Origin of the sequence: Pseudomonas sp. Leaf127, assembly GCF_001423155.1 — a bacterium.
Classification (GTDB): Bacteria; Pseudomonadota; Gammaproteobacteria; order Pseudomonadales; family Pseudomonadaceae; genus Aquipseudomonas; species Aquipseudomonas ovata.
Window position 1 is genome coordinate 115,712 of sequence record NZ_LMOA01000004.1, and the last position, 24,846, is coordinate 140,557.

General features: G+C 63.5%; 21 protein-coding genes. 7 read left to right on the forward strand and 14 right to left on the reverse strand.

The genetic code is table 11. The features are described 5' to 3' along the window. The first annotated feature begins 226 nt into the window (after positions 1-226). Positions 227-1,045 carry a hypothetical protein gene (locus ASF84_RS05385; protein WP_056836028.1) on the forward strand — a complete coding sequence of 273 codons (819 nt, stop codon included), beginning with the start codon at positions 227-229 and terminating at the stop codon, positions 1,043-1,045. A gap of 33 nt (positions 1,046-1,078) precedes the next feature. Here ASF84_RS05385 and ASF84_RS05390 read toward each other — a convergent pair whose 3' ends face one another. The 9 genes from ASF84_RS05390 to ASF84_RS05430 all read right to left on the reverse strand — a co-directional run bounded on the left by ASF84_RS05390 (position 1,079) and on the right by ASF84_RS05430 (position 9,808). Beyond that, entirely contained in the window at positions 1,079-2,365 is a 1,287-nt protein-coding gene (locus tag ASF84_RS05390) for an OprD family porin (RefSeq protein ID WP_056836030.1), read from the reverse strand. A 142-nt stretch (positions 2,366-2,507) separates the two neighbouring features. Next, positions 2,508-3,434: an aldose 1-epimerase gene (locus tag ASF84_RS05395; RefSeq protein WP_056836032.1), complete on the reverse strand. Its 927-nt coding sequence runs from the start codon at positions 3,432-3,434 to the stop codon at positions 2,508-2,510. Positions 3,435-3,451: 17 nt separating this feature from the next. After that, positions 3,452-4,543, reverse strand: a complete 1,092-nt coding sequence (locus ASF84_RS05400; RefSeq protein ID WP_056836034.1) for a mandelate racemase/muconate lactonizing enzyme family protein — start codon at positions 4,541-4,543, stop codon at positions 3,452-3,454. Next, a complete protein-coding gene (locus ASF84_RS05405) occupies positions 4,540-5,349 on the reverse strand; it encodes an NAD-dependent epimerase/dehydratase family protein (protein WP_056836036.1) in 810 nt (269 codons plus the stop codon). The genes ASF84_RS05400 and ASF84_RS05405 overlap by 4 nt, the downstream gene beginning before the upstream one ends. Before the next feature lie 81 nt (positions 5,350-5,430). Then, positions 5,431-6,720 carry an MFS transporter gene (locus tag ASF84_RS05410; protein WP_056836038.1) on the reverse strand — a complete coding sequence of 430 codons (1,290 nt, stop codon included), beginning with the start codon at positions 6,718-6,720 and terminating at the stop codon, positions 5,431-5,433. Positions 6,721-6,829: 109 nt separating this feature from the next. Next, the gene (locus ASF84_RS05415) at positions 6,830-7,123 is read right to left on the reverse strand and encodes a Dabb family protein (protein ID WP_056836040.1); all 294 of its coding nucleotides are present in this window, start codon (positions 7,121-7,123) and stop codon (positions 6,830-6,832) included. After that, the gene (locus tag ASF84_RS05420) at positions 7,120-8,544 is read right to left on the reverse strand and encodes an aldehyde dehydrogenase (NADP(+)) (protein ID WP_156684157.1); all 1,425 of its coding nucleotides are present in this window, start codon (positions 8,542-8,544) and stop codon (positions 7,120-7,122) included. The genes ASF84_RS05415 and ASF84_RS05420 overlap by 4 nt, the downstream gene beginning before the upstream one ends. Further along, positions 8,544-8,996, reverse strand: a complete 453-nt coding sequence (locus tag ASF84_RS05425; RefSeq protein ID WP_056836043.1) for a nuclear transport factor 2 family protein — start codon at positions 8,994-8,996, stop codon at positions 8,544-8,546. The genes ASF84_RS05420 and ASF84_RS05425 overlap by 1 nt, the downstream gene beginning before the upstream one ends. After that, on the reverse strand, positions 8,996-9,808 hold the full coding sequence (locus ASF84_RS05430) for a dimethylmenaquinone methyltransferase (RefSeq protein ID WP_056836045.1): 813 nt from the start codon (positions 9,806-9,808) through the stop codon (positions 8,996-8,998). Before ASF84_RS05430 ends, ASF84_RS05425 begins: the two co-directional genes overlap by 1 nt. A gap of 170 nt (positions 9,809-9,978) precedes the next feature. Here ASF84_RS05430 and ASF84_RS05435 point away from each other — a divergent pair, with 170 nt between their 5' ends. The 4 genes from ASF84_RS05435 to ASF84_RS05450 all read left to right on the forward strand — a co-directional run bounded on the left by ASF84_RS05435 (position 9,979) and on the right by ASF84_RS05450 (position 15,070). Then, positions 9,979-11,592 (forward strand): IclR family transcriptional regulator domain-containing protein, encoded by a 1,614-nt coding sequence (locus ASF84_RS05435; protein ID WP_082481361.1) that lies wholly within the window; start codon positions 9,979-9,981, stop codon positions 11,590-11,592. Positions 11,593-11,618: 26 nt separating this feature from the next. Continuing rightward, on the forward strand, positions 11,619-12,563 hold the full coding sequence (locus ASF84_RS05440) for an alpha/beta hydrolase (RefSeq protein WP_056836049.1): 945 nt from the start codon (positions 11,619-11,621) through the stop codon (positions 12,561-12,563). 378 nt (positions 12,564-12,941) lie between these two features. Further along, entirely contained in the window at positions 12,942-13,700 is a 759-nt protein-coding gene (locus ASF84_RS05445) for a response regulator transcription factor (RefSeq protein ID WP_056836050.1), read from the forward strand. A 29-nt stretch (positions 13,701-13,729) separates the two neighbouring features. Next, positions 13,730-15,070 (forward strand): sensor histidine kinase, encoded by a 1,341-nt coding sequence (locus ASF84_RS05450; protein ID WP_056836079.1) that lies wholly within the window; start codon positions 13,730-13,732, stop codon positions 15,068-15,070. Positions 15,071-15,538: 468 nt separating this feature from the next. Here ASF84_RS05450 and ASF84_RS05455 read toward each other — a convergent pair whose 3' ends face one another. Then, positions 15,539-17,521, reverse strand: a complete 1,983-nt coding sequence (locus ASF84_RS05455) for a TonB-dependent receptor domain-containing protein (RefSeq protein WP_056836052.1) — start codon at positions 17,519-17,521, stop codon at positions 15,539-15,541. Between the two features lie 159 nt (positions 17,522-17,680). Continuing rightward, positions 17,681-18,562: a 3-hydroxyisobutyrate dehydrogenase gene (gene mmsB, locus ASF84_RS05460; protein ID WP_056836054.1), complete on the reverse strand. Its 882-nt coding sequence runs from the start codon at positions 18,560-18,562 to the stop codon at positions 17,681-17,683. Positions 18,563-18,970: 408 nt separating this feature from the next. Here mmsB and ASF84_RS05465 point away from each other — a divergent pair, with 408 nt between their 5' ends. Then, positions 18,971-19,492 carry an Hcp family type VI secretion system effector gene (locus ASF84_RS05465; RefSeq protein ID WP_056836056.1) on the forward strand — a complete coding sequence of 174 codons (522 nt, stop codon included), beginning with the start codon at positions 18,971-18,973 and terminating at the stop codon, positions 19,490-19,492. A 48-nt stretch (positions 19,493-19,540) separates the two neighbouring features. Here ASF84_RS05465 and ASF84_RS05470 read toward each other — a convergent pair whose 3' ends face one another. Next, positions 19,541-20,959, reverse strand: a complete 1,419-nt coding sequence (locus ASF84_RS05470; protein WP_056836058.1) for a M20 family metallopeptidase — start codon at positions 20,957-20,959, stop codon at positions 19,541-19,543. A 182-nt stretch (positions 20,960-21,141) separates the two neighbouring features. On the opposite strand from ASF84_RS05470, the gene ASF84_RS05475 reads away from it, so the two are divergent. Next, on the forward strand, positions 21,142-22,047 hold the full coding sequence (locus ASF84_RS05475; RefSeq protein WP_056836061.1) for a LysR family transcriptional regulator: 906 nt from the start codon (positions 21,142-21,144) through the stop codon (positions 22,045-22,047). A gap of 22 nt (positions 22,048-22,069) precedes the next feature. On the opposite strand, the gene ASF84_RS05480 is transcribed toward ASF84_RS05475, so the two are convergent. Together ASF84_RS05480 and ASF84_RS05485 are read right to left on the reverse strand one after the other, a co-directional pair. Further along, positions 22,070-23,305, reverse strand: a complete 1,236-nt coding sequence (locus ASF84_RS05480) for an OprD family porin (RefSeq protein ID WP_056836062.1) — start codon at positions 23,303-23,305, stop codon at positions 22,070-22,072. Positions 23,306-23,348: 43 nt separating this feature from the next. Beyond that, positions 23,349-24,638, reverse strand: a complete 1,290-nt coding sequence (locus ASF84_RS05485) for an MFS transporter (RefSeq protein ID WP_056836064.1) — start codon at positions 24,636-24,638, stop codon at positions 23,349-23,351. Between the last annotated feature and the right edge of the window lie 208 nt (positions 24,639-24,846).

Genomic DNA, 24,846 nt, shown 5'->3' on the forward strand with positions numbered 1-24,846 from the left:
TGGCGCTCATACAAACACTGAAGCAAACACCCGACTGGTACATACCCTTGAGGTACGCCTTGAGCGGGCTCACGAGCGCGCCCTGAGCGAGGCCCTGACCAGTTGTCCCAAGCCTCAATGACAGGCCGCCGCCAGCAAGGCACTCAAGCATCCGCCTTGCCGGCCGTTAAACCGATGAGTTGGGCCAGCCCAAAGGAATGCATCTCCTCACTCAAGGACGGACCTCATGCTCAATCCTCTTTCCAATCTCACCCTGGTGATCAATAACACTTCGGCCACCAGCGTGAACCGCAATGTCTTGCACACGCCCACCGGCGAAAGCCTGAACAGCGCAGGCGCATCCAGCGCCAGCGGTGTGATCGTGTCGTCCCTGGCCGGCCAGCTCAGCGAGGCTGCCGTACGCGCCGATATCCGCGAAGCCACGCTGGATCAACATGCCCTGTCGCAAAAAGCCCAGGCGTTGATCAGTGAACTGGTGGGCGCAGGCTACTTGGCCAATAAAGCTGCACACGATGCCGAAGTCCCCGATACCGATGATTCAGGTCTGTTGGCTCGGGCCCGTCAGGCCACCGACTTTCTCAACGGCAACGCCACCAACCCGTTCGAGGACCTGTCACGCGAGCAACTGAGTCTGATTGCCTTTGATGAGAGCGATACGTTCACGGTCAATGAGCGCCGCGCCGCCTTGCGCGCCGCTGATGATCAGGAGCAAGCCTGGCGACAGGCGAATGCCCTTCAGGGCCAGGCTGATTACAAGGCCACCGGCCATGTCACCAACACCCTGAGCGACGCGCTCGAACATTACCGGTCACTGCCGGTCCTTGATCGTGCACTGTATCCGGATGATTTCGAGCACGACCTGATCGCCAAGGCTATCTGGACGATGGATGATGGGCCTTTAAAACCCATGAAGATCCTGTCGACCCTCTGGGACACCGTGAAGGATCTGTTCGAGGAAGATCGCTTCAAGAGTCCACAGGCGTCTGGTGAAACGGAAAAGACTGAGCCGTCAAACACCGACTCTTCGTTGCCACAGACGTCTTGATGCCAATGACCGGCGGCGCCGCTAGCCTGGGCGTTACAACAACGGCAAGGTGTACGAAACGATAAACCGGTTCTCGTCGCGACGGCCGGTTGGGTCGCCCACCAGTTCCACGTTGCGCAGCCGCAGGCTCAGGTTCTTCAGAGCGCCGCTTTGCACGGTGTAAGTCAGGTCGATATTGCGCTCCCACTCTTCGGCATCACGTCCTTGGTACTTGAAATTGTCACCGTGGACATAACGGGCCATAGCCACAAGGCCAGGCACACCGACGCCGACAAAGTCGAAGTCATAGCGGGCCTGCCAGGAGCGTTCCTGGGCGCGGTCGAAACGCAGTACCTGCACGGCATTGGCCACGGCAGGCAGGTCGGTGTCGTGCAGGAACGGCAAGGCACTGTCGCCGGCGTTGTACTGGTAGCCGAAGCGAAAGGTCTGTGCACCCAGGTTGGCCGAAAGCATCAGTGAGGGCATGCGGCTGTCGAGTTTGCCGGCCAGTTCGTCGCCAGTCTCCCGGGTGTACAGGTAGTTAAGTTGCGCGCCGAGTTTCCAGTTGCCAAGCGACTGGCTCAGGGTGCTGGTAATCATGCTCTGCTGATAGACATCCTTGAGTTCACCTTGCCACACGCCGATCGCGGCTTGCGGGGCGATGCGCCAGGTGGCGCCGCCGTAGCTGAAGCGGTCGCTTTCGACGCTCAGGTAATTACCGGTCTGCATCTTGCGCGAGCCGGAAAATTCACGGTAATTGACCTGGCGCATCTGGCCAAGGTCGAGGTCCACCGTGTCGAACTCGCGAATGCCGAGCATGGCGCCTTCAAAGAATTGGGGCAGCAAACGCGCATCGCCAGCGGATACCAAGGGGATTTTGGGGAACAGCCCGCCGACTTTCAGTTCGCTCCTGGAGATTTTCATTTTCACCGCGCCCGTGGCTTCGCTGTATTCATCAACCGAGCGAGGGTCGGCATTGCGTGCGCCACCGGCGCGGTTATAAGCGCCTGGTAACAAGGCGGTGCCACTGCGCGAAGGTGAGGAGTCAAGCTTGAGGCCAAGGCCGGCGTAGACGTCCAGACCGAAGCCGACCGGCCCTTGGGTGTAGCCCGATTCGGCCTTGAAGATGAAACCCTGTGCCCATTCTTCAAGCTTGGATTGGGCCGGCGCGGTAGAGTCACGCAGGTCGTGGTTGTAGTAGAAATTACGGGCGGTGAGCGAGGCCTTGCTGTCGCTGACAAAGTCGGCATGGGCAACCGTGGGCAAAGTGGCCACGGCCACGGCCATCGCCAGGGTCAGCGGGCGAACGGCGATGTTCAGTGTCTTGGGCGTATTGATCATGTTTTTTATTCTTCTTGAGTTGGGGTGAACAGCGTTTTTCAAGGCGAACGAAGCCGTCGCCGGTATGACGAAACGGTCAAGCGGTGATTGGCCTTGACCGATAACGCCTGCGTCGCGATGTCAGTGAGGGCGTTCTTCGCGGCTAAAGCCGCGTCTGGGTGATCGTGGTGACCGAGTGCAGGTCGGCCCACTCGAAGGTGATGTGGCTGGTCAGGCTGGCGCCTGGCTCGACCATTCGTGTGCCGGTGCAGTCATGACCCAGCCTTGCGGCCAGGTTGAAACCGTTGGCCAGGTGCGAGACGGGCTCCAGGCACACGTAATCGGTGCCGGCCGGGGCAAAGACCACCAGGTGGTCCAGTACCTGGTCGGCGATGATGCGCAACCGGCCTTGTGGATAACTCACCGAGGCTTCGCCTCCCCACTGCGACAGGTAGTCGGCACGGGTAGCGGTGGCCCAGTCGTACGGGGTTATCTCAACACTCATTGCATTGTCGTGAAACTCGCCAGTGGCCAGGTAATCCGCCGCAATGTCCCACTGCCGCTGACTGCCAAACGCCACGCACATCTGCGGATAAGCCTGCAGGTAAGGATGCAACCCGATCCCGGCCGGCATAGCCGAATCGCCGTGGTTGGTTACCGTCAACTGCACGGCCAGCCATTTATCGGTCAATGTGAACTGCTGCTCGGCCCTGAACGGCCAGGGCCAGTGCGGGCCGTGGTAGTCCAGGCTCAACACGGCGGCGGTACTGCTGGCCGATTCGACCGCCCAGGGCCGGGTGTGGCTGACGCCGTGCAAGGTGTGCGGCACGGCATCGGGATGAGGCGGCAACGTGTGACGCTGGCCGGCCACTTCCAGCTCGGCTCCGGCGATGCGGTTGGAATACGGGATCAACGGGTACAGGCCCGCACGTGGCCAGTTCAGTGGATCGAACGGCAAGCGGGCATCGATGGGCTTGAGCAACTCCAGCCCATGCTTGCGCACCTGCAGTCGCCCTGTCCGGCCACCGGACTCGGGCAACAGGTGCAGGATCAGGTGTTCGTTGTGCAGAATCACTTCAGGTTGTGCCATGGCGTATTCCCTCTCGATCAGGCGCGACGAAACCGCTCGAATACAGCCCCGTCCATCGACAGACCGAGACCCGGCGCCTGCGGAATATCAAACAGGTGCCCGTTGCGCAGCCCTTCGATGTCGTACAGCCAGCCCTGGGGCTCGACAAACAGGTATTCGATCTGCGCGACATGGGCCTGTGCCGCGGCCAGATGCAGGGTCGCGATAAAGCCGGGGCCAAAGTACGGGCAGTGTGGCAAGACCGGCGTGTCATATTGCTTGGCCAGCCGGGCGATGCGCAGGCATTCACTGATGCCACCGACCTTGGTCACGCTGGGCTGCACCGAGTCCACGGCACCGGCTTTCAGGGCCTGTTCGAACTGGAAGGCGGTGCACCAGTTTTCTCCGGCCGACAGCGCCACGCCCTGGCCGCGAAAACTGTTGAGCGTGGCGAAGTCTTCCGGCGGGAAGATCGGTTCTTCCAGCCAGGCCAGGTTCAGGTCACGCAGTGCAGGCAGCCAGGCACGGGTGTCATCTGCCGACCAGCTACAGTTCACGTCGGTGGCCAGGGGGACGTGATCGCCGATGGCGCGCCGGCAGGCGGCAATTTCTGCCACGGTGACTTCGTGCAGCTTGATGTCCTTGAAACCCATGCCCAGGGCTTTTTCGCAGATCGTCGGGGCAATCCGGTCGTCGGCATAGCGCACCAGGCTGGCGTAGGCCGGTATTGGCTGGCACGGCTGTTCAGTGAACAGTTGGTACAGCGGCACGCCCTGGCGCTGCGCGGCCAGGTCCCACAGGGCACTATCAACACCGGAAATGGCAAAGGTGGTGACGCCATAGCGGCCAAACAGGTGCAGTTGGCGCTGAGTCTTGAGGTTCCAGGCCTGGATGTCGGTGATGCTCTGCCCGACCAGCACCGGCGCGATCAGCCGGTCGATGGTGGCCTTGGTGGCGTCGGCGGTGAAGTAGCCGAATGACTCGCCCCAGCCGATATGGCCCTGATCGTCTTCAATGCGCACCAGCACATTCTCCAGGGTGTGCCAGGTGGTCGGGGTAATGCCCTGGCCCTTGCCGCCATCGACAAAGGGAATTTCGACGATGAAGGTCTCGATCTTGTGAATGATCATGAAGCCTCCAGGCACGAGGCCAGCGGGCTGACGGCATAGGCGCCACCCAGGAACTGACGGCCCGAGGTGCTGGCGTCCATGGCGTCATGAGCCAGGAATCCAGGCGCCAGGAAATCCCCTGCATGGTCCTGCGGCGCATAGCCCAGCGAGCGGGCGTGATGATTGCTGAAAAACGCCTGCGGGCAATCGGATACGCCATAGACCACGTCGTACCTGATGGCCGGATGTTCCAGGCCGATGCGCACCAGTTGCGCCAGATCACGCGCGCTGGTCCACAGCCGCAGACGGCGGGCATCGCTGACGAGCGGGTCGGCATTACCAATGCGCACCACCAGCACGCCCAAGCCGCTGCGCTGGGCGAAGGTGGCGCAGGCAGCCTCACCGAATACCTTGCTCATCGCGTAGTAGCTGTCAGGTGCGATAGGCAGGTCGTCATAAACGTCATGGGCGTCGGCCGGGTACTGGCCCAGTACGTGGTGGCTGCTGGCAAAGATGAAGCGCTTGACCTGCGCAGCCGCCGCAGCTTCAAGCAGTTGCAGGGTCGCGTCGTAGTTGGGTTTGACCGTTGCCGCATAGCGGATGTCGGTGCCATGGGCACAGGCCAGGTGCAGGACGGCATCGACGCCCTTGACCGCTTCGACCAGGTCCCGGGTGCGGGTCAGGTCGCCAATGAAGGCGCTTTCGTTGTCGGCCAGGTCCGCCACCGGCAGACGGTCGAACAGGCGCAGCGCGTAGTGCCTGCGCAGCAGCGGGCGCAGGGCGGTGCCGACGATGCCGGCGGCACCGGTGATGAGTAGAGTCTGCATGGAAGCCTCCTGTGGCGGGCCGGGCGACGCTTGATTGCAGCCGCGCCGGCCTCGATTGGATCATTGCGCCAGGGTGAACCTTTACGCGGGCGAAAAGGACGGTGTTGGCTTGTTCTTCGCCTCACCGACGAAAAAGGCCACGATCAGGGCGCCGACGATTCCCAACGCGCCAGCCAGGGCAAAGCCGCTGGAGTAGGTGCCGGACGACTGAATGATAAAGCCGGTGGCGGTCGGGGCGACGATGCCGGACAGGTTGGCCAGGCCGTGCATGAAGCCGCCGGCGGTGCCAACCTGGTGATCGGGCACCGCGTCCTGGATCAGCGACCAGTACGCCGGCGCGGTCAGCATCAGGAAGCCCACGGCTACGGTCATGACCAGCACGCATTGGGTCACGCTCTCGACCTGACCGGTCAGCGCGATGCAGCAAGCGGCGATCAGCAGGCAGGTCACCAGCACCACTTTGCGTGAGAACAGGCGTTTGTGGGTGCGCTTGTAGATGGTGTCGATCAGCACGCCACCGGCCAGGAAGCCCACGGTGCCCACCAGCCAAGGCAGTGCCGTAACGATGCTCATGGCCTTGAGGTCGATGCCCTTGGCGTCGATCAGGTAGCTGGGGAACCAGGTCATGAAGAAATAGAGGATGTAGTTGTAGCAGAACAGCGAAATGCCTGTGACCAGTACCGAGCGTTGCAGGATGATTTCCAGCACTGGAGTGCGTGGCGCATTCTCGACCGTGGTGACCGGCACTTCACGCTCGAAGTTGATCTCGGCCAGCTCCTCGGGGGTCACTTTCGGATGTTCGACTGGCGTGGAGGTGGCCATGCGGTACCAGCAGATGGCCCAGACCACACCCACCACGGCGATGATTACGAAGGCAGCACGCCAGCCCAGCCACAAGGCCAGGAAACCGACGATAGGGCCGGCCAGCGCACCGCCCAGAGGGCCGCCGGCCTGATTGATGCCAATGGCGCGGGCACGCTCCTTGATCGGAAACCAGCTGTTGACGGCTTTGTTGGCGGTGGTCGAGACCGGACCTTCGCCCACCCCGAACAGGGCACGCACGATCAGCAGCGACCAGAAGTTGAACGCCAGGGCGGTAGTGCCGCACAGCACCGACCAGAAGCTCATGGCATAGGTGAGTACGCGCTTGGGACCGTAGCGGTCGGCCAGATAGCCGCCGACAAAGCAGAACAAGGCATAGCCGAAGAAGAAACTGCTGAAGATCATGCCTTTTTCAGATGGGGTCAGGTGGTATTCCTGGGTGATGAAAGGCATGGCGATGGACAGCGCCGCACGATCCACATAGTTGATCACCATGGCGATGAACAACAGGGTCAGGATCGTCCAGCGGTAATTCTTTTTCTTGTGCATAACGCGTCTCCGTCCGGCACATGCGTCATGCGCCAGTTATTGTTGTTGTAGTGTCTGTCAGCGCATCAGGGCAACCCTGCCATCAGGCTGCCCCGCTCGGCTCAACGCCTCACTCGGTGTAATCGACCGCCGCCCACTCGAAGTAGGTTTTCAACTGCGTCACCAAGGCGACATGCGCCGGGTGCGGCAGGTAACGCTGTACGGCGGCGGCGTCGTCGAAACTCGACTCCAGCAGGTAATCCCAGCAGATAGGCCGGTCCAGCTCGTTGGCAGAGACGCGCCAGGCGCGGATGAAGTCGATGTCCCTTTCAAGATCGTGCATGCCCTGAATCAGCGCCGCCTCAAGCTCGGGATTCTTGTCCACGCCAGGCAGCCGACGGAACATCACCAGGTGCCTCATCATGCGCAGGTCCCCGGATTTTCCAGGGTCCAGGCGGGCGCGTCCTGCAGTGCCACCGGACGCAGGAAGCGTTGCAGGGCCGCATAGCCCACCGAGGTGGTCTGTGGCTGGGTCGATGCCGGCCACGGGCCGCCATGCTGTTGCGCCGCCGTGACTGCCACACCGGTCGGCACACCGCCGAACAACACACGACCAGCAACCTTGCGGGCGCTGCGATAGATGCTGCGTGCGGACTCATCGGCCTGCTCGAAGCCCCACAGGGTGGCGGTCAGCGTACCGTCAATGGCGCTGAGCACCTGGTTGACTTGCGCTACGGACGCGGCGCGCACGACCACAGCACAAGGGCCGAATACTTCTTCACGCAAGTGGGCATTGTCGATGAACGCCTGAGCGTCGACTTCAAACAAGCGCGGTGCCGGTCCCCGGGTGTCGGCCGCCGCCTGGAACAGTGGACGCGCCTGGGCGGCCTGCTCCAGTTGCGCCACACCGTGATCGAAGCCCTGGCGCATGGCCGGAGTCAGCATGGCGTGGGTGGCAAGCGGTTGCAACGCGGTGGCCAGGTGATCGACAAAACGATCGCTCGCCTCCCCCGGCAGCAGCACGATCACGCCCGGGCTGGTGCAAAACTGTCCGCAGCCCATGGTAATGGAGCCGGCCAGGATGCTGGCAAGCGCCTGGCCGTCACGAGCCAGGATGTCCGGCAAAGCGATCAAGGGATTGATCGAGCCCAGTTCACCGAAGAACGGCACCGGCACGGGACGTTCGTTGGCCGCACGCCACAGTGCCGTGCCGCCGCCGAAAGAACCGGTGAAGGCAACTGCTGCAATGTGCGGATGCTGCACCAGATACGTCCCGGCTGCACGCGAAGCGCCACTGACCAGCCCAAGCAGGCCGGCGGGCAAACCTTGTGCCTTGAGCACACCTTGGGCGATATCGAATACTGCCTGCGACAGCCGTGGATGGCCGGAGTGGGACTTGACCACCACCGGGCAACCGGCCGCCAGTGCCGAGGCCGTGTCGCCCCCCAGCACCGAGAAGGCGAACGGAAAGTTGCTGGCCGAGAACATCGCCACCGGACCCAGCGGTTCATTGACCCGGATCAGGCGTGGACGACCAGCCGGCGGTGCCCCGGCGATCGCCGGATCATCGACCGAGGCATAGGGCACGCCGTTGCGCACCTCGGTGGCAAAGCCGCGCAACTGGAACGCCGTGCGGGCGACCTCACCACTCAAGCGGCCCGCGCCCAGGCGGGTTTCTTCATCAGCCAGGGCCACCAGCTCAATCTGGTGGGCTTCCAGCGCCTGGGCCAGGCCCTCGAGCAAGGCGCTGCGCACCGTGGCGCTGGAAGTGGCCCAGAACTCGGCGGTGGCGGCCACGGCGATGACGGCCAGGTCGATCTGTTGCAGTTGAGGGTCGACAGGCATCACTGACCTCCGCTGAGCGGCGCGAGGTGGTAGCCACGGCCGTTATAGTCGAAATCGACCAGCTCGTTGATGATCACGTCCCTGTTCGCTGGCGACGCATAGTAGGCGCGGATCTCCTTGATCAGGCCGGTGTCCTTGTCGAAGATGTACCACTCGTCGCCACGCAGGGCGGTGCCGGTCTTGCCTTTCCAGTGGGTCCATTCGATCACCGCTTCGTCACTGTCGTGGCTGACCAGAATCTTCTCTATGGTCCACTGCGAGCCGAGGTTTTCCACGCACCACACCCACTTGGCGGCAATGGTTTCGGCCCCGCGCCAAGGCACCTCTGGCAGGCCGGCAGGAAAGTAATGCACGGCATCGGCGGTAAAGCACGACACCAGTTTTTCGAAGCTGCCTTCATTGCAGGCGTCGAAGTAGCGGCGGATGGTCTGCGCGTGTTTGTGCTCGGCCATTACACGTTCTCCTGATGACCAATGATGCTCGGAATCGGTTGACGACCGTCGGCGATCCAGGCGTGGTACTGGGCCACGGTGGCCGGGCTTGGCGGATAGACGCCCCACAGCGCCTCACCGGCAGCGATGCGCATGGCCAGATAGTTTTCCAGGTCGTCCTGCACCGAGCAGTACTCAGCGACTTCTTCGGCCAGGTGCGCCGGAATGACGGTCAGGCCATCGGCATCCCCGACAATCACATCGCCTGGATACACAGCTACACCGGCGCAGCCGATCGGCACTTGCAGGTCGGCCACGTGGTGGTAGGAGATGCGCGTGGTGGCGGTCACTTCACGGGCGTAGGCCGGTAGCGGCAGGCCGGCGATCTCGCTGCCGTCACGCAGGGCGCCATCGGTGACGATGGCCCTGGCGCCACGGGCAATCAGCCGGGTCACCAGAATATTGCCGGCCGAAGCCGCACGCGGATCGTTCTGGCTGTCGATCACCAGTACATCGCCTGGCTGCACCTGCTCGACGCCCTGCCATTGCAGGTTGTCACCATTAGGCTTGGTGGTCATGGTGCCGTAGGTGTCTATGTCTTCGCGGGCCGGAATGAAACGCATGGTGTAGGCGCGCCCGGCGAATGGCTTGATGTCCTTGCTCAGGGCGCGCAGGCCGACCAGCGCCGGCTGGCGAAAGCCCAGCTTGAACAGTTGGGTGGTCAGCGACCCGCTGCTGCAGGTAGCCAGCCTGGCCAGTACGGCATCGCTGACCTGTACTTGGCGCTTGGAGGAATCCTGATGGTTGTCGGCGTAGTGGTGGATCTCGGTCATTGTTGTTCTCCGGCTCGGACCAACGACCCTGAGCGCGAAAATTCCCAACTGGCGGGAATCTAAACAGGGCTTCAGGGCCAAGATGGGAGCGATCCTAAAGACTGATTGACTTGAAGCAAACGGCGTTTATGCTGCGCCGATCGATCTGTTCCAATCAGTGGGAATTTCTTATGAGCACCGCCAGCGAAGGCACCGGAGCACTGGAAAAGGCCATGGATGTACTGGAGGCTGTGGGTTCCAGCCCCCATGGCGTGTCGCAGTCCGGGCTGGCCGAAACCTTGGGCCTGCCACGCACAACGCTGTACCGGATCATCGCCACGCTGATCGAGCGCGGCATGATCCGTCGCGATCCGGTCCGCAAGGTTTATCGCCTTGGATTCCGCTATATGGAACTGGTGCGCAATGCCTACCTCATGCCGGACCTGGTGGCGGCTGCCAGCTTCGAACTGCGGGCCTTGCGTGACCTGACAGGCGAAACGTCCTACCTGGCAGTGCTCGACGGTGACCAGGTGATGTCGCTGGAACGTTGCGACGGCGCCCACACCCAACGCTCGGCGGCCACCCTAGGCCAGAGCAAGCCGGTGTATTGCACCGGCCAGGGCAAGGCGATCCTGGCGGCAATGGACGAGGCCGCCCGCGAGGATATTCTCAGGGGTCTGACGCTGACGCCCCTGACGCCTCTGACCCTGGTGGACCGACGCCGGCTCAATGCCGAACTGCGTATCACCCGGGCACGCGGCTATGCCATCGACAACGAAGAAATCCGTACGGGCGTACGCTGCGTGGCCGCGGCGATTCGCGATCATTCCGGCAAGGTGCATGGCGCCCTCAGCGTCGCCGGACCGGCCTATCGCCTGACCCTGGAGCGCCTGGAACTGCTGGGACCGGAACTGGCTGAAGCCGCGCGGCGGGTCGGTGCGCAACTGTCGGAAACCACACTCAGGATCAATGACAGTGAACTGGACCTGGTGGAAGGCGACTGGTCATTCAACGGGGCATTTCCGCGTTGGTGCCCGCTCCGTCAGGCACTGTTCTGGGCCGACACCCTGGCACCGACCATCCGTATCCTCGACCGTCAGGGCGAGCGGGTTTTCGCCCGCTTCGATGCGCCGATTCACGGACTGGAGCTGCATCAAACCGGCCTGTTGGTCAGCCATGCCCATGGCTGGTCGCGGCTGGACGAACATGGCAAGGAACAGCCTCTGGCCCATTGGCCGGGTAAACCCTTGCAGGCCTTGGCCAGTCACCCGGACGGTAGCCTCTGGGCCAGCCTGCACACCGCCAGCGGCTACAGCCTGGGTGAACTCAATGCACAAGGCGAGCTGCGGCCGACCTGGCACTTCCAGGAGCCGATCAACAGTGTCTGCTGGGATGCCGACGGCACGTCGGTGTATGCCGTCGGGCCGCAGACCGGCACGCTGTTCGTGATGCACAAGGACTCGCCCACGGTACGCCGGCTGGCCACACTGCCCAGAGGGTCGGGGCGTTTGAGTGGCCTGGCGCTGGATACGCAAGGCGGGGTGTGGACTACGCTGCGCGATGGCTGGAGCCTGGTGCGTTTCAGCAGCGATGGCACACTGGACCGGATGATCGGCCTGCCAGTGCCTGGCCCGACCGACCTGGCCTTTGCCGGACCGGACAAGAGCACGCTTTACATCACCAGCTCACGTCACGACCTGAACAGAGAGACCCTGAGCAATGCACCGGCGTCCGGCCACTTGCTGAGGATCGACCCCGAACTTTGCGGCATCACCGCGCACCGCTGCCACTGGGGCGTGCGCTGAACCCACATCACTCGAAGGCCCAACTCATGAGCAACGGTTTCACCGAGCGGTTCAACCTCGACAACGGCATTCGCCACTTCATGGACACCAGCCAGCGCCTGGGCGCCAGCGATGGCACGCTGGCCGGCGGGCGCGAGGCGTTCCTGCGCGCGTGCCGGCATTTCACGCCGCCCAGGCCCGAAGGCTGGGAGGTGAGCGACCTGACGCTGGGCACGCTGGCGCTGCGCCTGTACCTGCCGCCGGCGCCTGCGCCACAGAACGGCTGGCCGGTGCTGCTGTACCTGCATGGCGGCGGCTGGGACCACGGCGCGCTGGACACCCATGACTGGTTTGCCTACGCCATTGCCGAGCGGCTGCAGATCGCCATTGTGGCGGTTGCCTATCGCCTGGCGCCGGAGCATCCGTTTCCGGCGGCGCTGGATGACAGCTTGAGTGCCTGGCATGCCATTGCCGGTGGCCAGCTGCATGCAGCGCTGGACCCACAGCGTGTAGTGATAGCTGGCGACAGTGCCGGCGGTGCGCTGGCCGGCGGCCTGTGCCAGGCGCTGCGCGACCAGGGTCATGCTCAGCCGCTGGGGCAGGCGTTGTTGTATCCGGTGCTGACGCCCGTCAGCCTTGAGCCTTCGGCCAGCCTTTACCATGACGCGCCCTCGCTGTCGGTGCAGGCCTTGGCCGGTGCCGTGGCCGGTTACCTGCCCGATCCTGCGCAACGGCAAAACCCATGGGCGATGCCGCTATTGGCCAGCCGTTTCGACGGCTTGGCGCCGGCATTCATTGGCGTGGCGGAGTACGACATTCTGTACAGCGAGGCCCTGGCCTATGCCGAGCGCTTGCAGGCGGCGGGCGTGCCGGCGCAGGTGCATGTGGGTAGCGGCATGGTGCATGGCAGCCTGCGCGCCCGGGGCGTGCCGGCGGTCGAGGCGTTCTACGATGTACTGGCCGGGGCGATTGCGGGGTTTGTGCGGGGGTAGTGTATGCCGGATGGCATGGGGCTCATAAGGTGAGGCTGGGCCGCGGGGGTGGCGGTGACTGACAGAACGCTATCGCCGGCAAGCCGCCTCCCACAGGTTCAGCGGTGAAGCGTCCATTTGCGTATGAACGATGCAGTCGCTGACCGCGGTGTTGAGCGTTGCATAGCGCTTGTGGGAGGGAGCCCGCGAAGAGGCGCAGCCTCTGCTGTGCCTGTGAGGCAGCCATCGCCGGCAAGCCGCCTCCCACAGGAGCTTCGGTGTCTGACGTCTGCGGCGTGCGAACAATTGTCGCAGGCGCGGCAAATGGCAAGTGATGCGCTAGAATGCCGGCTCGTTAATGAGAATCATCTCCAAAACCGCCGTCGTCCAGGTCTTTCGATGAGCTCTGTTGCCTCCCCTGCCCCTTGCCCACCGCGCATCCTGGTAGTCGATGACCACCGCAAGATCCGCGATCCGCTGGCGGTGTACCTGCGCCGGCATCGATTCGAGGTGCGCACCGCCGAGGATGCGGCCGGCATGTGGCAACTGCTGGCACAGCAACGCTTTGATGTCATCGTGCTGGACGTGATGCTGCCCGATGGCGACGGGTTCGAGTTGTGCCATCGCCTGCACCGGCGCGAGAACATCCCGGTGATTCTGCTGACCGCCCGCGACACCAGCGCCGACCGGGTGCGGGGTCTGGACATTGGTGCCGACGATTACGTGACCAAGCCGTTCGAGCCACGTGAGCTGGTGGCCCGGATCAACAGCCTGTTGCGCCGGCGCGGGGCGACAGTGGCCGCTGCACCGGCCGTAGCGGTCATTGCCGACACGGTACGCCACGCGTTTGCCGGGCTCAGCTTTACTCACAGCACCGGCCTGCTGGTGCACAGCGATGGCTCGATGGTGCGTCTGAGCCGCGTGGAAAGCCGCTTGCTCAGTGTGTTTCTTGCCCATCCCAACCAGGTGCTCAGCCGCCAGAAACTGATCGACCTGACCACCCGCCCCGACCACGAAGTGTTCGACCGCGCCATCGACCGACAGATCAGCCGGCTGCGGCGCAAGCTGCGTGACAACGCGGCGGTGCCGGAGCTGCTGCGCACGGTCTGGGGCGACGGCTATATACTGGCCAGCCCGGTCGTGCAGGTGCCGGCATGAGCGTGCTGCGCCGTCTGTGGCCCAGGCGCATGGCGCATCAACTGGGACTGCAGGTGTTGCTGGCGCTGCTGGCCTGCAATGCGATTGCCATGCTTTACCTGCAACGCACCGGCGCGCTGCTGCACCCGCTGTCGCGCACGCTGGCGCTGGAGCGGCTGATCACAGCCTACCATGCGGCTGAGAACCTGACGCCCGAGAACGCCTCGCGCCTGCTGGCCGCCATGCAGACCGATGAAGCGCATTTCTGGGTGGCCAGCCATCCTGTGGCCGATGCCAGGGGCATGCGTCCCGAAGAGCAGCGGTTGATTGCTGATCTGGGCAAGCGCCTGACCCTGCCACCGGGTCTATCCGTCGGTATGCAACTGGAGCGCACCAGTGGCGGCAATGCCCGCGAGTGGGTGTTCAGCGGTGCCGGCTGGGCACCGTTGCGGCTGCGCACCAGCATCGACTTGCCAAGTGGCGCCTACCTGAACGCCATCCAGCACCCCACCGGCGGCTACGAGTGGAGCCGCATCCTCAGCTACAGCCTGCCGGTGACCACGATTCCGGTGCTGTTGATCGTGTTTTTCTTCATGCGCCGCGTGGTGCAGCCGGTCAAGCGCCTGGCACAGGCCACCGAGCGGGTCAGCCGCGGCGAATGGATTGCGCCCTTGCCCTTGCAGGGCCCGCAGGAAGCCCGCGACCTGACGCACGCGTTTAACCTCATGCAGGAGCGCATCGCCCGGCATGTCGAGGGCCGCACCCGTATGCTGGCCGCGATCAGTCATGACCTGAACACGCCCATCACCGAACTGCGCCTGCAACTGGAGTTGCTTGATGACGACGCGGCGCGCGACGACATGCTCGACAGCCTCGATGAGTTGCAGGCGATGGTCCGCGAGACCCTGAACTTCGTGCGCGGTGATGCGGTGCAGGAAGACACGGTGCGCCTGTGCCTGAGCGACTTGCTGGACGATCTGGCGCGCCGCTACGCCAGCATGGGGCACGCCATTGGCTGGGCGCGCGAGACGGCGATTTTCTGCCATTGCCGGCCGCTGGCGCTCAAGCGTGCGCTGACCAACCTGATCGATAACGCCCTGCGCCATGCCGGGGACGCGACGCTGCGCGCCTGGGTAGAGGACGACGGGGATATTCGTGTAGAGATTCGCGACCATGGCCCCGGCATCGAACCGGCCTGGCTGAGCCAGGTGTTCGAGCCGTTCGTGCAGTTGGGCCAGGGCGGTACAGAGCATGCCCAAGGCGGCGGGCTGGGGTTAGGACTGGCGATTGCCCGCGCCTGCCTCCAGGCCCACGGCGGCGAGCTGACCCTGGAGAATCGCCTGCCGACGGGGCTGTGTGCAGTGGTGCGGTTGCCTGGCGCGCAGCCGTAATGCCGATCAGTCAGGGTGAGTTTTGTCGAATGCCTTACAGGTGGGAGGGGGGCTCTGCTTCGGGCGGCGATCCGACCAGTAAAACCGGTACATCTGTTGCGCCTGTACCGCCGCCTTCGCCAGCAGAGCTGCCTCCCACAGTCTGATGCCAGGCCCGAAATCCAGGGCGACATCCAACGGGTGGGAGGCGGCTTGCCGGCGATGAGGACAGGACTGCCGACAGACAGGCAGCGCTTGTAAACCCGTCATTGCCAGACAGTTGCTGCCTCCCACAGTCCGGTGCCAGGCCCGAAATCCAGGGCGACATCCAACGGGTGGGAGGCGGCTTGCCGGCGATGAGGCCAGCAAAACCAACACACCTGCTGCGCCTGCCCTATAGCCATCGCCGGCAAGCCGCCTCCCACAGGTCAGAGGGTGCCTTGAACAAGCCCTGTGGCGCCCCCGGCGAATCGATGTCCGGCCGGGTTGTCAGAACCGTACCGTGGTGCTCGCCCACAGGGTGCGGCCGTAGTTGACGTTGCCATAGGTTTCGTCGTCCAGGCGTTTGTCGGTGACGTTCTGCAGGGCGGCGTTGAAGCTCAGGTGCTTGCTGAATTCATACGAGCCGCCGAGATCGCCAGTGGTGTAGGCCGGGGCCGGTTCTTCGGTCAGGGTGCTGCCGTACTCCTTGCCGTAGTAGTTGATCGCCGCGTACAGGTCCAGGCGGTCGCTGAACTGCCAGTCGGCGCGCACGTTGGCCTTGCGCTCGGGAGTCAGCGCCAGGGGCGCGCCGGCGTTGGCACCGCTCTTTTGCTCGGAGTCGGTGTAGGTGAAGTTGCCCTTGATCGCCACGGTGTCGGTCACGTCCCAACGGCCGTTGAGCTCTACGCCCTGAATCACGGCCTTGTCGACGTTGACCCGCTCCATGACGATAAAACCGTTGTAGCGCTCGGTCGTGGTGACGGTCGAGAGCTTGTCCTTGAAGTCGTTGTAGAACACGGTGGCGCCGGCCGACAGGTTGTCGCGGTTGGACCACAGCGCCGACAGCTCATAGTTGGTGCTGGTCTCGGGCTTGAGGTCCGGGTTGCCGAGCATGGCAAAGGTGTTGCGACGCAGCACGGCGTAGTCCTCGATCACCGCACGCAGCTCAGGCGCCTTGAAGCCACGGGCCACGCCGCCCTTGAAGGTCCACTCGTCGGTGGCGTTCCACACGCCATACAGGCGCGGGCTGAAATGCACGCCGTACTGTTCGTGGTGGTCCATGCGCAGGCCGGTGGTCAGGGCGAAGGTGTCGGTGACCGACCATTCGTTTTCAGCGAACAGTGCCTTTTGCACCACCGAGTACTCGTAGTTCTTGCGGTCGCCCAGCGCCTGGTTCCAGTCAGTGACGCGGGTGTCGTTCCACTGCAGGCCGGTGGTGGTGATATTGCGCTCGGTGGGCATTACCAGCTTGGCGTCGAGCACGGTGTTTTCCACGGTGGGCTTGCGTCCCAGCACGTCGGCCTGGCTTTCCGTGGCCAGGCCTTCGCGGCTGGATTTTTCCCAGGCCAGCGACACGTCCGAAGTCGCCCAGCCCCAGCGGCCCTGGTGCGAAAGGGACAGGTGGTCGCGGTTGTTTTCCTGCTCGCGCGTGGCCCAGTTGGGGCTCAGGCCATCACCGTTCTTCAGGCGCGTGGCGCCGCCTTCGATGAGGATGTCGTGGTCAACGGTCGGCGTGTAGGCCAGGCGCGCGGTGATGTCCTTGTGGTCGGCCTTGGTGTAGCCGTTGGTGATCTCGACGTCGTCATCGGCCTGGCGATCCAGATAACGGCCCCAGGCCTGCAGACCCAAGGTGTCCGCGATCAACGGACCATTGAGGTAGAACTGGGTCTGGCGGGCATTGCCCTGGTCGCTGTGCTGGCGGGCCGAATAGTCATAGGTGACCGAGCCGCCCCACTCGGGGGTGACCTTGCGAGTGATGATGTTGATCACGCCGCCGATGGCGTCGGAGCCGTACAGCGACGACATCGGGCCGCGCACCACTTCGATCCGTTCGATCGCCTCGGCCGGCGGCACGAAGCTCTGCTCGTAGCCACGGTTACCGTTGACCCTCGACTCACGCGCGCTCTGACGCTTGCCGTCGACCAGGATCAGGGTGTAGTCGGCCGGCATGCCACGGATCGAGATATCGGTTTCGTTGGCGCTGCCGTTGACCGTCACGCCTTCGACATCGCGCAAGGCATCGGTCAGGTCGTGAAAGGATTTCTTGCGCAGTTCTTCGCCGGTGATGACCGTGATCGACGCCGGGGCCTGCTCCACGCTTTGCTCGTAACCGGCGGCGGTGACCACCACCTCGTCCAGCGCAAGCACCTGAGGGCTGGTCTTGGCCAGGTCCTGGGACGGTTGATCGGCATGGGCCTGACCGCTGGCCAGTGCGGCCAGAGCCAGGTTCATCATTACAGCCGAAGGGCGCAGACGGAATGGAGAAGGCATGGAAGATCCTTACGACTCGATAGGTAAAAGAGAATCGTATGCATCTGCATTCATAAAGGTTGGACAAGGTGTGACAGGTTTTACAAGGTGGGTGGCTATTTGGCATTTTCTGGACATGGCCGGGAACCGGTGTAGACCGGGTTCCCGGCTGAAGCGGTCCTACCGCCGGTAGGCCTGGATGATGGCCGAGAAATCCAGGCCACCTTCGCCGCGCTGGCTCATGGCCTGGAACAGTTGCTCGGCCAGCGCCCCGAGGATGACCGGCTGGTGGGCGCTGCGTGCAGCCTGCGCGGCCAGGCCCAGGTCCTTGAGCATCAGGTCGGCGGCAAACCCGCCGCTATAGCCACGCGCAGCCGGGGCGGTGTCGACGATGCCGGGCCAGGGGTTGTAGCTCTGCGAACTCCAGCAACTGCCAGTGGAGCTGTTGATGACCCCGGCCAGTACCTGAGTGTCGATGCCCAAGGCATCGCCCAGGGCCATGGCTTCGGCCACGCCGATCATGGAGATGCCCAGCAGCAGGTTGTTGCACAGCTTGGCGATCTGTCCGGTGCCGGTGTCGCCGCAGTGCACGATGTTGCGCCCCATCTGCGCCAGCACCGGCTTGATACGCTCGAAGTGTTCGCTGGAGCCGCCCGCCATGAAGGTCAGGGTGGCGGCCCGGGCGCCGGCCGTGCCACCGGATACCGGCGCATCGCTGAGTGTGACGCCCTGAGCGGCGGCGATGTCGGCCAGCTCGCGGATGGTCTGGGGGTCGATGGTGCTGCAGTCAATAGCCGGGGTGCCGGGCTGGATACCGGCCAGCACGCCGTTGTCGTCCAGGTAGACACGGCGCACATGGGCGGCGGCCGGCAGCATGGTGATCACCAGTTCACTGCCTTGCGCGGCCTGGGCGGGCGACTCGCTGATCTTGCCGCCCTGGCTGGCCAGTTCGGCCAGGGCGTTCTTGTCGATGTCGAACAGGTGCACACGGTGCCCGGCCTTGAGCAGGTTGCAGGCCATGGGCGCGCCCATGTTGCCCAGACCGATGAAGGCGATATTCATTGTTGTTCTCCTTGGCGTGCGAATGCCGATGTCATCACGCGATGGGGCTGCTGTGTTCATTCATTGAAGACTACGGCGGCGGATTTATCGCGGGCGGGTTCGATACAGGCGTATGGCTTTGATGCGCAATGGCTTGCGCGGTGGGCGGTGGATAAGGCTGTTGATAGCGTGTGGCAGGGCTGGCTGTTCGAGGCTTGCAAGTGACTGCGCAAGGGTTTGCAGAGGGGGATGCGGGGTATTGCGCGAAAAAGCAGGTTTTCAGCGGACCTGAATCGTTGAAAAACCAAAAAAATTATCTATCAATATGATTTATAAGGACTTTTATCAATCGGCACGCTTTTTGGTATAGCCCATGGGTCCCGGACGGTATGTCCACCGGGTGTTTATTCACTGGAAGGAGAATGACTCATGGCTACACCCGCTTACATGTCTATCACTGGCACCAAGCAAGGCCTGATCACCGCAGGTGCCTTTACCGCCGATTCGATCGGAAACGCTTACCAGGAGGGCCACGAGGACCAGGTCATGGTCCAGGGATTCAGTCACGAGGTCATCATCCCGCGTGATCCGCAGTCCGGCCAGCCAACCGGGCAACGCGTGCACAAGCCGGTGTGCATCACCAAGGTATTCGACAAGGCCTCGCCGCTGCTGCTGGCGGCGCTGACCTCGGGCGAGCGCCTGACCGAGGTCGTCATCCAGTGGTTCCGTACGTCGGCATCCGGCACGCAAGAGCACTACTACACCACCAAACTGGAAGACGCGATCATCGTGGACATGCGTGACTACATGCATAACTGCCAGGACCCGGGCAACGCCCACTTCACTCATTTGGAAGATGTCCACATGACCTATCGCAAGATCACCTGGACCCACGAGATCTGTGGCACATCCGGCTCCGATGACTGGAGAACCCCTGCGTCTGCCGGCTGACCGGCCTGATGCCGACGGCCCCCGCGGCGGGCCGTCGGCTTCTACATCTCAACCCAGCGAGCCGCGCAGCGAGGCGGCGTGCTCGCCCAGATCCCAGAACAGCCCGGCGGCCGCTTTAAGACCTTGCTCGACGATACTTTCCAGCAAATGCTCGTCCGGCGCGTGCTGCTGGCACGACGGGTAGGAGTGCGGCAGCCAGACCGTCGGCAGGCCCAGCACATCGGCAAAGCAATGGTTGGGAATGGTGCCGCCCAGGTTGGGCAGCACGGTGACCGGCTCGCCGAGGCTGGTGCTGACCGACTCGCGCACAAAGCCGACCCAGGGGTGCTGCGGGTCCAGCCGGGTGGCCGCGTAGCCGCCTTCGACCTGGACCTGCACTGCTTCGAATCCATGCCCATCAAGATGACGGCGCAGGTTGTCGGCCAGCGATTGCCATTGGGTGCCGGCGACAAAGCGCAACTGGCAGACCATTTCCGCACGGCCCGGAATGGCGCCGATAACTTTGACCGTACTGCCCGCCGACAGGCCGACCACTTCCAGCGTGTTGCAACCGAACAGCTTCTCGCCGACGCTCAGGCCAGGTTCGCCCCAGGCCGGATTAAGTTGCGGGTCAAAGCTTTCGCCACCGACCGGCAGGTCGCGCACCAGCGTCGCCACGGCCTCACTCATCGGCGCCGGGCGCATGAAGTCCGCCAGCAATTGGCCGCTGGGCGAGACCAGGCTGGCCAGCGCGTGGCTTATCACGATGGCCGGGTTGGTGATGATGCCGCCCCAGTTACCCGAATGACGATTGCCGTTGCCCGTATCGAGCGTCAGGCGAAACTGGCACACCCCGCGCGAGCCGAGAAACAGCGTTGGCACGTCATGGCGCACGCGGGGACCATCGGAAGCCAGGAACAGGTCGGCGGCGAGTTCTTCGGCGTTGTCGCGACACGCCTGCTCCAGCCCTGGCGAGCCGACTTCCTCGCTCATCTCGAAAATGATCTTCAGGTTGAAGCCCAGCCGGCCTTGCCGGGCTTGCAACACCGCCTCCAGGGCCGCGAGGTTGATGCTGTGCTGGCCCTTGTTGTCAGCCGTGCCGCGACCGTACAGACGACCGTCCTTGACGCTGACCTGCCAGGGCCCGGTGCCCGCCTGCCAGAGTTCGTCCTGGCCACGGGTGACATCGCCATGGCCGTAGCTGAGCAGGGTCAGCAGCGCCGGGTCTTCGATGCGTTGGGCAAACAACAGCGGCGGCTTGCCGGGCTGCGGGTTGTCCACCAGGCGACAGGTGAAGCCCAGGGCCTGCAGGGTCGGTTGCAGCTCAAGCAGCAGGTAGTCGCGCAACGGCACGACGCAATCAGGGTTCGGGCTTTCGGTTCGTTGTGCCACGCGCCGGTTGAGAATCTCCAGGAATGCGCCACTGGTGTAGTGCCGGGCAGCTAGCTCAATGGCCTGCGCGCGGGTGTTTGCAGAAGGGGTCGACATAAGGGTTCCTTGCTGACAGGCAGTGGCGGGCGGACGCAATCACGAAGCGCTCGACCGACGATGCGTGGCAGGTTAACGTGACGACCTGACTTGCAACAATTATCAAGTTTTCAACTCATCCTTGTCTTTACGGCAAGTCAGGCTTGCACATTTTTGAAGCAGTTTGCCAATGGAGCCCGGCGATGCACGACCTGCCCTTGCGTTATTTCCACAGCGTGGCCAGGACCGGCTCGCTGTCGGCTGCCGCTGAAGACTTGCATGTCGCGGTGTCGGCGGTGAGCCGCCAGATCAGCAATCTTGAAGGTCAACTGGGGGTGTTGCTGTTCGAGCGTAAACCACGCGGCATGCAGTTGACCGAGCCGGGCGAACTGCTGCTGGCCTACGCTAACCGCAATCAACTGGAAATCAAGAACGTCATCGCCGAGATGCGCGGCCTCAATACCTTGCAGCAGCACAGGATCGCCCTGGCCTGCCCGGAAGGCATGGCGTGGGAGTTCCTGCCACGGGTGTGCGCGCAGTTTCGCGGCTTTCATCCGGGGGCCAGCTTCGACTTGCAGGTGGTGGATGCCGCCAAGGCGTCACAACTGGTCAAGGAAGGCATGGTCGACATCGCCCTGACCTTCAGCCTGACGCCGACACTGGGCGTGGAGATTTCCCTGAGCTGCGAGTCGCCGATCAGCGCACTGATGCCGGCCAGTCATCCGCTGGCCGGCAGCACGTCGTTGAGCGTACAGCAATTGCGCGAATACCCGCTGGCCTTGCCGCATGCCGGGTCGACCATCCGCTACCTGTTCGACATCGCCTGCCACCTGCACGGCCTGACGCTTGTGCCGGCCTATGCCAGCCACTCGCTGGGCGCCATCTACAACGCGGTGCGCCACTCGGCAGATGTGATTGCCCTGTGCGGAGCAGCCACGGTCAGTGGCACGGCTGCCCGCGACAATCTGGTGCTGGTGCCCATGAGCGACCCGCAACTGCGCCAGCGCAGCCTGCAGGTGCAGATCATGGCCGGGCGCAAGTTGCCGGTGCTGATTCGCTACTTCCTGAGTTTTCTGGAAGAGCAACTGGTGACCGTGAGCCGGTTGTAGGCCCAGGATGTGGGCAGGCGGGTTACCAGAAATTGACGGTGTAAGTCAGGGCCAGGCGGTTTTCTTCGTAGCGGGAGGTGTCGCGCACGTTGACGCCGATGTTCATCCAGTTGGCGCCCAGGCCCTTGAGCGGGCCGCTCTGGACGACGTAGCTGAGGATTGAGGTGCGCTCGGTTTCGTGGCTCTGCCGGCCCAGGTCGATGTCATTGCCTTCCATCCAGCGCGCCATCCATTTCAGCCCCGGCAGGCCCAGGCCGGCAAAGTCGTAGTCGTAGCGCACCTGCCAGGAGCGCTCGCCGGGCTTGACGAAACCCAGCGCCGACCAGTTGATCAGGTAAGGGGCCGGCGCGTAGTTGTTGAAGGTCGGGAAGGTGTCCAGGCCCATCATGCGCTGATAGCCGGCACCGAAGGTGTGGCTGCCCTTGTTGAGGCTGAACATCAGGCCGTAGGTGCGGTTGTCGACCCGGCCGGACAGGGCCTGGCCTTCTTCCTTCGTGTTGTAGTAGCGCGCATCGGTCTTGAGCGTGAAACCATTCCCGAGCGGCAGCTTGTGCGCCAGCCCCAGGTAATGCTGGCGGTAGATGTCTTCGAGCTGCGCGTAAAAGTAGGTGCCGGACAACGTCGGGGTAAAGGCGTAGCTGGCACCGGCGAAATTCAGCCCGTTGCTCGATTGCGCCGGGGTGTCGCCCCACAGGTAGAGGTCTTCGCGATTGGCCGACTCGCGCCCGGTGATGCTCCACAGCCGGCCGGCGGTCAGGGTCAGGTGCTGGATTTCCCTGGACTCAAGGACCGCGCCTTCGTAGCGGGTCGCCAGTTGGCGGGTCGGGTCGAAGGATGCCACCGGCAGGTTCGGCCGCTGGTCACCGATGCGCAGTTCGGTTTTCGAATAGCGCACTTTGGCGGCGACATTGGCATGGCCGTAGTCATGTACCGGGCTGCCGTCAGTTTGCACCGGCAGCACACCATCGGGCGAGCGGCCCTTGCCGCCGTCCAGCCGGTAGGCGAAGTCGGCGCCGACATCCAGGCCAAACTGCACGGGCGTGTCGGTGTAGCCGGACTTGAATTGCAGGTCGAAGCCTTGCGACCAACTGCCGGTACGCGACTTGGGCGCGTTGTCCTGCTTGAAGTCGCGGTCGACGTAGAAGTTGCGCAGGCCCAGGGTCAGGTGGCTGTCTTCGACAAAACCGGCCTGCGCCGTGCTGGCCGCGCACAGGCCAACGGTGGCGGCCAGCGCCTGCTTGAAGCGTGATTCGAACATAGCCCACTCCAGAGTCTTCAGGTGATTGGAAGCTGTCAAACAATCAGGAGCGCTTGAGCTGTTGCCGGATGGCCAGCAGGGTGATGAGGCTGAGCAGTCCGGTCACCAGCAGGTAGAAGCTGGGGGCCAGTTTGTTGCCGCTGGCCCCGATCAGCCAGGCGACGAAGAACGGCGTGAAGCTGCCAAAGATCGTGGTGCCGATGTTGTAGCTCAGGGCCATGCCGGTGGCGCGGACCTGGGTCGGGAACAGCTCCGACATCAAGGCCGGCAGGCCACCGAAGTACACGGCCTTGAGCACGCTCATCCAGAACAGCACGGCCAGCAGCGCCATCAGCGTCGGGTTGGCTGCCAGCCAGGAGAACGCCGGATAGATGCTGGCGACAAAGACCAGCGCGGCCCAGAACATGATGCGGGTACGACCGAACACGTCCGAGAGGTGGCCAATGAACGGGGTCAACACGGTCAGGACCAGGCCACTGAGCAAGGTGCCGGCGAAACCGATCGAGGCCGTCAGGCCCAGTTGCTTAACGGCGTAGGTGGGCATGTAGATGATGACGTAGCTCACCGAGGTCGACAGCACCAGGGCGCCGATGGCCAGCACCATGCGGTACTTGTGCGCCTTGAACAGAGTGCCGACCGGGGTGTGTTCCGGTGCGGCCTGCTTGAACTCGGTGGCCTCGTCGATGTGCCGGCGGATGTACAGGCCGATCGGGCCGATCAACAGGCCGAACAGGAACGGTATGCGCCAGCCCCACGATTCAAGCTCTTGCGTGGTCAGGGTGGTGGTCAGCAGCAGGCCGAAACCGGAGGCCAGCAGGCCGCTGATGCCCTGGCTGGCGAACATGAAGCTGGAAATCAGGCCCTTGCGCTCCGGGGCATGTTCGACCAGCAACGCGGTGGCACTGCCGAACTCGCCCCCGGCAGAAAAGCCCTGGATCAGCCGCGCGACAAAGATGCCGATGGGTGCCAGCAGGCCGATGGTTTCGTAGGTGGGCATGATCGCGATCAGGAAAGTGCCGAGCATCATCAGCCAGATGGAAATCAGCATCGCCGCCTTGCGGCCGATGCGGTCGGCATAGGAGCCCAGCACAATCGCGCCCAGCGGGCGAATCATGTAGGACACGGCAAAGGTGCCCAGTGCCAGCAACAGCGAGACGGTTTCGTCGGTGTTGGGGAAGAACAGCTTGGAGATGGTCATGGCGAAAAAGCCATAGACGATCAGGTCGAACCACTCCAGTGCGTTGCCAATGGAGGAAGCGATGACCAGTTTGTACAGTTTGCTTCTGGGCATGCGCGAGGCCAGGGGCTCGGTGGTGATCTGCGCAGTTGTCATTGTAAGAATCTCCGGCAGCTAGGGGAAAGTCGACTGCCGGCCTTGCGTGGCGGGGGGTGCGACCATGGACCGATGGTAGGCACGCCCCCGCTTTCCCACAATTATGCATTTCAGAAGCAATCGTTGCGCTAAAGGCAAATCAACCTCGCAGCATTTTGCGTCCTTTGTTCTGTAATAGTGCCGTGCTGGAAAGTGTCGGTTTAGACGG

What these genes read in the sequence shown, in the direction of transcription:
- ASF84_RS05385 (WP_056836028.1), top strand. Translation starts at nt 227, where the DNA reads ATGCTCAATCCTCTTTCCAATCTCACCCTGGTGATCAATAACACTTCG.
- ASF84_RS05390 (WP_056836030.1), bottom strand. Translation starts at nt 2,365, where the DNA reads ATGATCAATACGCCCAAGACACTGAACATCGCCGTTCGCCCGCTGACC.
- ASF84_RS05395 (WP_056836032.1), bottom strand. Translation starts at nt 3,434, where the DNA reads ATGGCACAACCTGAAGTGATTCTGCACAACGAACACCTGATCCTGCAC.
- ASF84_RS05400 (WP_056836034.1), bottom strand. Translation starts at nt 4,543, where the DNA reads ATGATCATTCACAAGATCGAGACCTTCATCGTCGAAATTCCCTTTGTC.
- ASF84_RS05405 (WP_056836036.1), bottom strand. Translation starts at nt 5,349, where the DNA reads ATGCAGACTCTACTCATCACCGGTGCCGCCGGCATCGTCGGCACCGCC.
- ASF84_RS05410 (WP_056836038.1), bottom strand. Translation starts at nt 6,720, where the DNA reads ATGCACAAGAAAAAGAATTACCGCTGGACGATCCTGACCCTGTTGTTC.
- ASF84_RS05415 (WP_056836040.1), bottom strand. Translation starts at nt 7,123, where the DNA reads ATGATGAGGCACCTGGTGATGTTCCGTCGGCTGCCTGGCGTGGACAAG.
- ASF84_RS05420 (WP_156684157.1), bottom strand. Translation starts at nt 8,544, where the DNA reads ATGCCTGTCGACCCTCAACTGCAACAGATCGACCTGGCCGTCATCGCC.
- ASF84_RS05425 (WP_056836043.1), bottom strand. Translation starts at nt 8,996, where the DNA reads ATGGCCGAGCACAAACACGCGCAGACCATCCGCCGCTACTTCGACGCC.
- ASF84_RS05430 (WP_056836045.1), bottom strand. Translation starts at nt 9,808, where the DNA reads ATGACCGAGATCCACCACTACGCCGACAACCATCAGGATTCCTCCAAG.
- ASF84_RS05435 (WP_082481361.1), top strand. Translation starts at nt 9,979, where the DNA reads ATGAGCACCGCCAGCGAAGGCACCGGAGCACTGGAAAAGGCCATGGAT.
- ASF84_RS05440 (WP_056836049.1), top strand. Translation starts at nt 11,619, where the DNA reads ATGAGCAACGGTTTCACCGAGCGGTTCAACCTCGACAACGGCATTCGC.
- ASF84_RS05445 (WP_056836050.1), top strand. Translation starts at nt 12,942, where the DNA reads ATGAGCTCTGTTGCCTCCCCTGCCCCTTGCCCACCGCGCATCCTGGTA.
- ASF84_RS05450 (WP_056836079.1), top strand. Translation starts at nt 13,730, where the DNA reads ATGGCGCATCAACTGGGACTGCAGGTGTTGCTGGCGCTGCTGGCCTGC.
- ASF84_RS05455 (WP_056836052.1), bottom strand. Translation starts at nt 17,521, where the DNA reads ATGCCTTCTCCATTCCGTCTGCGCCCTTCGGCTGTAATGATGAACCTG.
- mmsB (WP_056836054.1), bottom strand. Translation starts at nt 18,562, where the DNA reads ATGAATATCGCCTTCATCGGTCTGGGCAACATGGGCGCGCCCATGGCC.
- ASF84_RS05465 (WP_056836056.1), top strand. Translation starts at nt 18,971, where the DNA reads ATGGCTACACCCGCTTACATGTCTATCACTGGCACCAAGCAAGGCCTG.
- ASF84_RS05470 (WP_056836058.1), bottom strand. Translation starts at nt 20,959, where the DNA reads ATGTCGACCCCTTCTGCAAACACCCGCGCGCAGGCCATTGAGCTAGCT.
- ASF84_RS05475 (WP_056836061.1), top strand. Translation starts at nt 21,142, where the DNA reads ATGCACGACCTGCCCTTGCGTTATTTCCACAGCGTGGCCAGGACCGGC.
- ASF84_RS05480 (WP_056836062.1), bottom strand. Translation starts at nt 23,305, where the DNA reads ATGTTCGAATCACGCTTCAAGCAGGCGCTGGCCGCCACCGTTGGCCTG.
- ASF84_RS05485 (WP_056836064.1), bottom strand. Translation starts at nt 24,638, where the DNA reads ATGACAACTGCGCAGATCACCACCGAGCCCCTGGCCTCGCGCATGCCC.